Below are 8970 nucleotides of genomic sequence, written 5' to 3'. Positions count from 1 at the left end.
GATCCTCCCCCTCTGGGGGAGGTGGCCCGAAGGGCCGGAGGGGGGGTCACGCCCCCTCCACCGCCGCCACCCGCTTCAGCGCCGCGCCCAGGTCCTCGACCATCTCGCTCGTCGTCGCCCACGAGCACATGAACCGGGCCGAGCCGTCGAGGAAGCGGTAGACGAACCAGCCCTCGCCGCGCAGCAACTCCAGGGCCGCGTCGCTCATGGTCACGAAGATCCCGTTGGCCTCGACCGGGTGGGCGATCGGATAGGGCATCAGCTCGGCCAGCTTGCGGGCCATGGCGTTGGCGTGGGCGGCGCGGGCCGCCCAGGGGCCGGTGTCGCCATCCTCGCCCAGCAGCCCCAACCAAGGGGCGGCCAGGAACCGGCCCTTGGAGACCAGTTGGCCCGCGTGCTTGATCCGCGCGTCCAGCCGGCGGCGATGGGCGGGGTTGAGGAACACCACCGCCTCGGTCGGGGTGGAGCCGGCCTTGGTGCCGCCCATCACCAGAATGTCGACGCCCAGGCGCTTGACCGCCTTCAGGTCGAAACCCGCCGCCACGGCGTTGGCCAGCCGCGCGCCGTCCAGGTGCACGCCGTAGCCCTTGGCCTTCACCGGATCGATCAGCGCCTTGAGGGCCGCCTCCGAATAGACCGTGCCGTACTCGGTGGCCGTGGTCAGCGACAGGGCCGCGGCCGGCTGGCGGTAGGAGACGTCGGGCTCGGCCAGGGCCGCCTGCAGCGCCGCGCCCTCGATCTTGCCCGACGCGCCCGGCAGGCCGATCAGCCCCACGCCCTGGCCGAAGAAGCCCGGCGCGCCGGTCTCGTCGGTGCAGATGTGGGCGTGCTCATGGGCTAGCACCGCCTCGTGCGGCGAAGCCAGCAGGGTCAGGGCGAAGGCGTTGGCCGCCGTGCCCGACGGCATGAACTTGACCTCGGCGTCGGCGTCCAGCGCCGCGCGGATCCGGTCGCCGGCCGCCTGGCTGACATGGTCGGTCCCATAGCCCGACGCCGTGCCGGCGTTGGCCGCCAGCAGCGCCTCCATCACCTCGGGCATGGCGCCGGCGACGTTGTCGGAGGCGAAGTCGTAGCGGGCCATGGGCGGATCACTCGGCAAGGAAGACAGGCCGCCTCGATGCCGGGCTTTCGCCCCGCGATCAAGCCGCTCGCAGCGCCCGGATCCTCGGCCACAGCATGTTGACCGCCAGGCCGGCCAGGACCAGGCCCGCCGCCATCAGCTTCCAGGCCGGCAGGCCCTCGCCCAGCAGCAGGGCCGAGGCGCTCATGCCGAACACCGGCACCAGCAGGGCCATCGGCGTGATGGTCGCGGCCGGGTGGCGGGCCAGGAGCCAGCCCCAGGCGCCGTAGCCGAACATGGTGTTGCCCACCGCCTGCCAGACCACCGCCAGCCAGGTGCCGAGATCCGCGCCGACCACGCCCCTGACCATGGCCGGCCAGCCTTCCAGCCACAGGGCCATGCCCAGCAGCGGCGGGATCGAGAACAGGCTGGCCCAGACCACATAGCCCAGCATGTTCACCGGCCCGGCCTGGCGCGCGACGATGTTGCCGCAGCCCCAGCTCAGCGCCGCCAGCAGGCCCAGCGCCACGCCCAGCGGCGTGGCCGAGCCGCCGCCGTGCAGGGCGATGATCGCGATGCCGGCGACKGCCAGCAGCAGGGCTGCGACCTGGAAGCCCTTTACCCGCTCGCGGTTGATCTGCATGGCCAGCGCGATGGTGAAGAACACCTGGGTCTGCAGGATCAGCGAGGCCAGGCCCGGCGAGATGTGGCCCTTCATGGCCACGAACAGCAGTCCGAACTGCCCCGCCCCGATCAGCAAGCCGTAGCCGGCCAGATTGAGCCACGACACCGCCGGCTTCTTCACGAAGAACACCAGCGGCAGCAGCACCAGGGTGAAGCGCAGCGTCGCGAAGGTCAGCGGCGGCAGGTGGTTCAGCGCCTGGCGGATGACCACGAAGTTGGTGCCCCACACCGCCACCACCGCCAGGGCCAGCAGGAAATGGCGAAGCGGCAGGGAACTGGGCATGGCGGGCACTCCTCGAACGGCGCCCTAACTAGGCCTTGGGGCCCGGGGAGGAAACCGCCTCCCGGCCCATTTTTGTCCGGACGCCCGCGCCCTGACGGCGGTGTCGCGGCCGAGCAGGCCCGCCGCCATTTCATCTGCCTACTGAGTATTCGGCCTTCCGGGCCACAGTAAACACGGCCGAAATCACTGTGACGCGGCCGTGAAGTTTTCGCGAAACCCGACGCCCGCACGGTCAAGTTTAGCACCTCGTTAGGTGTGAAACCGCCATTCACCCTCGCGAGTGGAGGCGTATTCCGATGTTCACCTTGCGCGACACGGTTTCTTCCCTGGCCCCGGCCAGGGCGGAAGACCTGGGCAAGACCTTGTACGAGCGGTTCCGTGAGGAGCCCGACACCCTGATCATCCCGGTGCTCGACGCCGACGACCGTCCCGTGGGCCTGGTCGAGCGCAACGCCTTCTTCCTGCGCATGGCCGCCGAGTACGGCCGCGCCCTCTACGCCAATCGCCCGATCGAAGTGCTGATGGACAACCAGCCGCTGGTCGTCGAGGCCGACGTCGAGCTGGCCGCCTTCACCAACGACAGCCTGTCCTACCGGGCCAGCGACCTGCTGCGCGGCTTCATCGTCACCGACGGCGGGCGCTATCTGGGCGTGGGCACGGTGATCGGCCTGCTGCAGGCCGCCAGCGAGACCAACCGCCGCAACCTCGACGCCCTGGCCGCGGCCAAGGCCGACGAGGAGCGCGCCCGCACCTTCATGACCGCCGTCGTCGAGTCCATCCCGTCGATGGTGTTCGTCAAGCGCGCTTCGGACCAGAGCTACGTGCTGCTCAACCGCGCCGGTGAGAAGATCCTGGGCTATTCGCGCCAGGAGATGATCGGCCGCACCGACGCCGAGTTCTTCGATCCCGTGCAGGCGGCGATCTATCACGCCCGCGACGCCGAGGTGGTGCGCTCGGGCGAGGTCAAGGTCATCGAGGAGGACCTGATCCCCCGCAAGGACGGCACGACCGCCATCCTGCGCACCAAGAAGATCGCCATCCTCGACGCCGAGGGCCGCCCCGAATACCTGCTGGGCGTCTCGGAAGACATCGCCGAGCGCAAGCGGGCCGAGGCCCAGATCGCGCGCCTGGCCCACTACGACCCGCTGACCGAGCTGCCCAACCGGCTGCTGTTCCACAAGGACCTTTCCGACGCCCTGGCCCGCGCCGCGCGRCGCGAGGACCTGGTGGCCGTGCACTGCGTCGACCTGGACCGCTTCAAGGTGGTCAACGACACCCTCGGCCACCCGGTCGGCGACGCGTTGCTCAAGGCCGCCGCCGAGCGCCTGCGGGCCTGCGTGCGCGAGGGCGACACCGTGGCCCGCCTGGGCGGCGACGAGTTCGCCGTCGTGCAGATGGGCCTGACCGATCTTTCGGGCGCCACGCGCCTGGCCGCCCGCATCGTCGAGGCCCTGGAGGCGCCGTTCGATCTCCTGGGCCACCAGGTGGTGATCGGCGGCAGCGTCGGCGTCGCCGTCTCGCCCGACGACGGCCTGGACTGCGACGAGCTGCTGAAGAAGGCCGACATGGCCCTCTACCGCGCCAAGGCCGACGGCAAGGGCACCTTCCACTTCTTCGAGCGGGCCATGGACGAGCAGCTGCAGGCCCGCCGCGCCCTGGAGCTGGATCTGCGCAAGGCGCTCAGCGAGGGCCAGTTCGAACTGTTCTACCAGCCGCTGTTCGACCTGGAGGCCGACCGCGTCACCGGCTGCGAGGCCCTGCTGCGCTGGTTCCACCCCGAGCGGGGCATGGTCTCGCCCGGCGAGTTCATCCCGCTGGCCGAAGAGATCGGCCTGATCGGCGCCCTGGGCGACTGGGTGCTGCGCGCCGCCTGCGACGAGGCCGCCCGCTGGCCGCAGCACGTGCGCCTGGCGGTGAACCTCTCGCCCGCCCAGTTCCGCGACCGACGCCTGGCCGCCACCGTCGTCCAGGCCCTGGCCGCCTCGGGCCTGGCCGCCGAGCGCCTGGAGCTCGAGATCACCGAAAGCGTGCTGCTGCAGGACAGCGCCTCGAACATGGCCATCCTGCACGACCTGAAGGCGCTGGGCGTGCGCATCTCGATGGACGACTTCGGCACGGGCTATTCGTCGCTGAGCTACCTGCGCAGCTTCCCGTTCGACAAGATCAAGATCGACCAGACCTTCGTGCGCGACATCCTCGACGACGCCGACGCCCTGGCGATCATCAAGGCCGTGCTCGACCTGGGCGCCAGCCTGGGCATCACCACCACCGCCGAGGGGGTGGAGTCCGAGGAACAGCTGCACGAACTGCGCCGCCAGGGCTGCGGCGAGATCCAGGGCTACTTCATCAGCCGCCCCAAGCCCGCGGTCGAGATCGCGGCCCTGCTGGGGGTGGAGACGGCGCCGCGCGGGCTGTCGGACGTGGTGGCGTTTTCGACAAACAAGCCCGCCGAAACGGCCAGCGCGCCCCACAGGGCCGTGGGCTGACCCTGAAGGAACCTCCCCCTCTGGGGGAGGTGATCGCGAAGCGATCGGTGGGGGGAGTGATTGCGAGATCGGCGACGTCTGCGGCAGCTGAGAACGTCCCCCCACCGGCCTCCGGCCGCCTCCCCCAGAGGGGGAGGTTCCTTATGCTCCAGCCGCATCAACCTCCGCAAACCCTTGCCCCTCAAGGCCCGGCCCTTGACTTCGCACTTGCGATATACGATATGAGCCTCGCGCCAGTCGGCGCTATCGGTGCTCCAGCCGCGTGACGAACCCTTTTCGGTTCAGCCTGTCGAGCGCCTTGAAAGCTTCTCATAGACCGCCCGTATCACGCGGGGCGCTCCCCACCGACCCGCCGCCAGGCGAGCCGTGCGAGGACCGCGCGCGCCGTCTCGCGACCGTTTGAAAGATACGTCCGCAGTGACTCAATTCACCGACCTTGGCCTGGCCAAGCCGATCCTCAAGGCCCTGGCCGACAAGGGCTACACCCAGCCCACCCCGATCCAGGCCCAGGCCATCCCGATCGTCATGAAGGGCCGCGACCTGCTGGGCATCGCCCAGACCGGCACCGGCAAGACCGCCGCCTTCGCCCTGCCGATCCTGCACCGCCTGGCCGAAGACCGCCGTCCGGCCCCGCGCCGCGGCTTCCGCTGCCTGGTGCTCTCGCCGACCCGCGAACTGGCCACCCAGATCGCCGACAACTTCAAGGCCTACGCCGCTCACCTGGGCCTGTCGGTCGCCACCATCTTCGGCGGCGTGAAGTACGGCCCGCAGATGCGCGCCCTGGCCGCCGGCGTCGACGTCGTCGTCGCCACCCCGGGCCGCCTGATGGACCACCTGGGCGAAAAGAGCGCCACCCTGGGCGGCGTCGAGATCTTCGTCCTCGACGAGGCCGACCAGATGCTCGACCTCGGCTTCGTGGTGCCGATCCGCAAGATCGCCAGCCAGCTGCCCAAGGACCGCCAGAACCTGTTCTTCTCGGCCACCATGCCGGGCGAGATCGGCAAGCTGGCCGGCGAACTGCTGAAGAACCCGGCCTCGGTCTCGATCACCCCGCAGGCGACCACGGTCGAGCGCATCGACCAGTCGCTGATCTACGTCGAAGCCCAGCGCAAGCGTCCGCTGCTGGCCGAACTGCTGGCCGACAAGAACGTCGAGCGCTCGATCGTCTTCACCCGCACCAAGCGCGGCGCCGACCGCGTGGCCAAGTACCTGACCGCCGCCGGCATCGAGAGCGCCTCGATCCACGGCGACAAGACGCAGGGCCAGCGCGAGCGCGCCCTCGCCGCCTTCAAGGCCGGCGAGGTCAAGGCCCTGGTGGCGACCGACATCGCCGCCCGCGGCATCGACGTCAACGACATCAGCCACGTCTTCAACTACGAGCTGCCCAACGTGCCGGAGGCCTATGTCCACCGGATCGGCCGCACCGCCCGCAAGGGCAAGGACGGCGTGGCCATCAGCTTCTGCTGCGACGACGAGCGCAGCCTGCTGAAGGACATCGAGAAGGCCACCCGCCAGAAGATCCCGTCCTTCGACCGACGCAACGACAAGGCCCTGGCGGCCGCGGCGGCCGTCGCCGACAAGCTGGCCCCAGCCGAAAAGTACGTCGACCCGCGCAAGGCCGACCCGCGCAACAACGTCCCCTCGGAACTGCGCCGCAAGCGCAACCGTAACGGCGGCGGCCAGGGCAAGGGCGGCCAAGGCGGCGGCCAGCAGGCCCAGGGTCGTGGCGACGGCCGCAACGGCGGTCGCGGCAAGGGCGGCGGTCAAGGCCAGGGTAAGGCGGCCGCCGGCGGCGGCGACTTCCGCGGCCCCAAGCGCGGCGTGCAGCAGGTCGAGACCCGCTGGAGCCCCATCGACTAAGGAGCCCCTGCTCCAACCAAGGAAAGGCCGCCTCCTCCGAGGCGGCCTTTTTTCTGCGCCGGCCCGCCGAACCGGCGCCGCCCCAGGGTCGAGCCGGCTCGCCCCGGCGGCGAAAACCGCAGCCCTGGGCCGAGCGAACTGCGACGCTTGCGCGCAGGGGTGGCGCTGCGCCCTTGCAACCGCTTTGGCCCTCGGATCATTGTTCGCCCGGACCCGGCTTTAGGGGAGCCGGTGGGAGGGACAAAACGCCATGCCGCAGGGCGAAGGGCGGAGCTTGCCTGCGTTCACGCGCCTGGCCGGCGGGGAAATGGCCGCGCGCGTGAAGGCTTTCGATTGGTCGAAGACCCCGCTGGGTCCGCGCGACGCGTGGTCGCCGAGCCTGCGCCTGGCCGTCGACATGCTGATGGCCACCAACTTCCCCATGGCCCTGCGCTGGGGGCAGGACCTGATCCTGATCTACAACGACGCCTACGCGCCCTCGCTGCGCGAGCGTCATCCCGACGCGCTGGGCCGGCCGTTCACCCAGCATTCCGACGCCTTCCGCGCCACCCTGCTGGGCATCCACCAGGACATCCTGTCGGGCCAGAGCGGCGGCTACGCCCTGGAGCGCATGCCGCTGCAGGTCGAGCGCGAGGCCGGCGACGCGCGGCTGGCCCACTTCGCCGTCAGCTACAGCCCCGTGCCCGACGAGACCGCCCCCACCGGCGTCGGCGGGGTGCTGATCTCGGCCGTCGAGGTGACCGGCGCGGTCGAGACCGAGAAGGAACTGCGCGACACCCAGGCTCGCTACAACATGGCCCTGGAGGCCGCCGGCGGCGTCGGCGCCTGGGAGTGGGACATCAAGGCCAACAAGGTCTATTGCGACGCCCGCTACGCCAGCCTGCACCAGGTGGATCCGGCCTTCGCCTCCCTGGGCCTGCCGGCCCAGCGCTTCACGCCGGCCGTGCACGACGAGGACCGCGAGCGGGTGCGCGACATCGCCCTGGCGGCGATGCAGACCGGCGGCGCGTTCGCCGACGAGTATCGCCTGGTCCAGGCCGACGGCTCGGTGCGCTGGGTCGCGGCCAGCGGCCATTGCTATCTCGACGCGGCCGGCCAGGCCGACCGCAACGCCGGCGTCGTCTTCGACATCACCGAGCGCAAGCGGATGGAAAGCGAGCTCCTGGAAGCCCGCCTCGACCGCGACATCGCCATGGAAGCCGCCGGCATGGGCCGCTGGGACCACAATCCCAGCACCGGCCAGCGCTACTGGGACCAGCGCTCGTGCCAGATGTTCGGCGTGCCCGAGCCTGGCCCGCAGGACTTCCAGGGCTTCATCGACCTGCTGCATCCCGACGACGTGGACGGCGTGCTGGCCGCCGTGACCGCCGCCACCGACCCCGCCGGCGACGGGCTGATCAACATCGAGTACCGCATCGTGCGCCCGTCGGACGGCGCGCTGCGCTGGATCGAGGTGTTCGGGCGCGCCTATTTCGAGCGCGGCGCCTGCGTGCGCTTCGTCGGCGTCGGCTCGGACGTCACCGAGCGCAAGGAGGCCGCCCGCAAGCTGGTCTCGCAGGAAGAGACCCTGCGCCTGGCCATCGAGGCCGCCGACGTCGGCACCTGGGACCTCGACATCCGCAACGACGTGCTGACCTGGTCGGACCGCTGCTACGCGATGTTCGGCGTCGCCCCGGGCACGCCGGTCGTGCGCGACGACTTCTACACCAACCTGCACCGCGCCGACCGCGACGAGGTGCGCGAGGCCCTGCGCCGCACCCTGGATGGCCGCATCCGCGCCGACTACGACGTCGAGTTCCGGGTGATCGGCCGCGAGGACGGGGTCGAGCGCTGGCTGGCGGCCAAGGGCAAGGCCTTCTTCGACGCCGACGGCAAGCCGGTGCGGATGATCGGCACCACCGTCAACATCACCGACCGCAAGCGCGCCGAGCTGCATCTGCGGCTGCTGGTCAACGAGCTGAACCACCGGGTGAAGAACTCGCTGGCGACGATCCAGGCCATCGCCGGCCAGACCTTCCACGCCGCCCGCTCGCTGCCGGCCGCGCAGGAGGCCTTCACCGCCCGGATCATCGCCCTGTCCGAGGCGCACGACGTGCTGACCCGCGAGAACTGGGAAGGCGCCGACCTGCTGGACGTGGTCGACCGGCTGGTGGCCCTGCACGGCGGCGAGGGCCGCTTCGTGCTGGACGGTCCGTCGGTGCGGCTGTCGCCGCGCCCGGCCCTGTCGCTGTCGATGGCCCTGCACGAACTGGCCACCAACGCGGTGAAGTACGGGGCCCTGTCGCGCCAGGGCGGCCAGGTGACGATCAGCTGGAGCGTCGACTACAGCGGCGTGCCGCGCCTGTCGCTGCGCTGGAGCGAAAGCGGCGGCCCGCCGGTGGTCGCCCCCACGCGGCGCGGCTTCGGTTCGCGCCTGATCGAGCGCGGCCTGGCCTCGGAACTTTCCGGCGAGGCCCGCATCGACTTCCGCCCCGAGGGCGTGGAGTGCTCGATCACCGCGCTGCTGGACTGCTAGCGTAAGCCCCCTCAGTCGCTCCGCGACAGCTCCCCCAAAAGGGGGAGCATCTTGGCGCRATAGATCCTCCCCCTCTGGGGGA

At 70.7% G+C, this 8970-nt stretch carries 5 protein-coding genes; 3 read left to right on the top strand and 2 right to left on the bottom strand.

Features of this window, described 5'->3' with window-relative positions; genetic code table 11:
* Positions 1–46: 46 nt before the first annotated feature.
* Together AC1DCG_RS24530 and AC1DCG_RS24525 are read right to left on the bottom strand one after the other, a co-directional pair.
* The gene (locus AC1DCG_RS24530; RefSeq protein WP_477037243.1) at positions 47–1081 is read right to left on the bottom strand and encodes a beta-eliminating lyase-related protein; all 1035 of its coding nucleotides are present in this window, start codon (positions 1079–1081) and stop codon (positions 47–49) included.
* Positions 1082–1139: 58 nt separating this feature from the next.
* Positions 1140–2027, bottom strand: coding sequence for an EamA family transporter (locus tag AC1DCG_RS24525; protein WP_477028809.1), 888 nt, complete (start codon positions 2025–2027; stop codon positions 1140–1142).
* A 296-nt stretch (positions 2028–2323) separates the two neighbouring features.
* Here AC1DCG_RS24525 and AC1DCG_RS24520 point away from each other — a divergent pair, with 296 nt between their 5' ends.
* The 3 genes from AC1DCG_RS24520 to AC1DCG_RS24510 all read left to right on the top strand — a co-directional run bounded on the left by AC1DCG_RS24520 (position 2324) and on the right by AC1DCG_RS24510 (position 8888).
* Positions 2324–4513, top strand: a complete 2190-nt coding sequence (locus tag AC1DCG_RS24520; protein ID WP_477028808.1) for a putative bifunctional diguanylate cyclase/phosphodiesterase — start codon at positions 2324–2326, stop codon at positions 4511–4513.
* A 417-nt stretch (positions 4514–4930) separates the two neighbouring features.
* A complete protein-coding gene (locus AC1DCG_RS24515) occupies positions 4931–6373 on the top strand; it encodes a DEAD/DEAH box helicase (protein WP_477028807.1) in 1443 nt (480 codons plus the stop codon).
* Between the two features lie 274 nt (positions 6374–6647).
* Positions 6648–8888: a sensor histidine kinase gene (locus AC1DCG_RS24510; protein ID WP_477041729.1), complete on the top strand. Its 2241-nt coding sequence runs from the start codon at positions 6648–6650 to the stop codon at positions 8886–8888.
* Positions 8889–8970: the final 82 nt, after the last annotated feature.

This window comes from Caulobacter sp. 10L414, assembly GCF_056395525.1.
This window is presented reverse-complemented; position numbering and strand designations above follow the sequence as displayed.

What these genes read in the sequence shown, in the direction of transcription:
- AC1DCG_RS24530 (WP_477037243.1), bottom strand. Translation starts at nt 1,081, where the DNA reads ATGGCCCGCTACGACTTCGCCTCCGACAACGTCGCCGGCGCCATGCCC.